At 48.3% G+C, this 799-nt stretch carries 2 protein-coding genes and 1 pseudogene; all 3 read left to right on the forward strand.

Features of this window, described 5'->3' with window-relative positions:
• On the forward strand, positions 1 to 160 hold a 160-nt coding region (locus tag R7O13_RS26000), incomplete at its 5' end, for a GspL/Epsl periplasmic domain-containing protein (RefSeq protein ID WP_318305090.1).
• A 7-nt stretch (positions 161 to 167) separates the two neighbouring features.
• Positions 168 to 659 (forward strand): type II secretion system protein M, encoded by a 492-nt coding sequence (locus R7O13_RS26005; RefSeq protein ID WP_005458943.1) that lies wholly within the window; start codon positions 168 to 170, stop codon positions 657 to 659.
• 1 nt (position 660) lies between these two features.
• Positions 661 to 799, forward strand: a pseudogene (locus tag R7O13_RS26010) (type II secretion system protein N); the annotation flags it as partial.

Consider the following 799-nt stretch of genomic DNA (forward strand, 5'->3'; position numbering starts at 1 on the left):
CGGCCAACGTGGTGAAGTGCGCATTCACGCACGTAGCTCAGACTTCCAGCCTTTTGAGCAGGCTCGTGTGAAGTTGGCTGAGAAGTTTAATGTTGAGCAAGGTCAGCTTAATCGCAGCGATAACGTTGTGATGGGTAGCTTTGTGTTGAAGCGTCAGTGAGGTGATGATGAAGAATTTAATTTCTCAAGCGCAAGCTTGGTGGAGTGGCATCTCTCAGCGTGAACAACGACTTGTGCTGGGCTGTGGTGCATTCGCCATCCTTGGCATTCTTTACTGGGGGCTGCTGCAGCCGATGAGCCAACGTGCAGAGTTGGCGCAATCTCGTATCCAAAGTGAAAAGCAATTGCTTACATGGGTACAAGACAAAGCTGATGACATTACCGCATTGAGAAAAAGCGGGGGTGTCAGTTTTTCCAATCAGCCACTTAACCAACTTGTCTCTTCATCAGCGCGCCGTTTTAAGGTGGAACTGATTCGTGTGCAACCACGCAACGACAGTGTGCAAGTGTGGATTAAACCGCTCGCATTCAACCAGTTGGTGGATTGGCTACGCTACTTGAAAGAGCAGCAAGGCATTGAAGTTGAATTTTTAGACATCGATCGTACAGACCAAGCGGGCATGATTGATGTGAACCGTCTGCAATTTAAGCGAGGTTAAGGTGAAGCGAGCAGTACTTTACGTTGTAATCTTTATCGTTTGTTTTTCTGTTAGCTTGATCATGGGATTACCTGTTTCTTGGGTTCTCCAGCAAGCCCCCACTGTGAAAGGGCTCGACATACAAGGTGCTCACGGTTCCG

It is taken from the genome of Vibrio sp. Y176 (assembly GCF_033438945.1).

Coding starts and splice junctions, on each gene's coding strand:
- R7O13_RS26005 (WP_005458943.1), top strand. CDS start 168: ATGAAGAATTTAATTTCTCAAGCGCAAGCTTGGTGGAGTGGCATCTCT.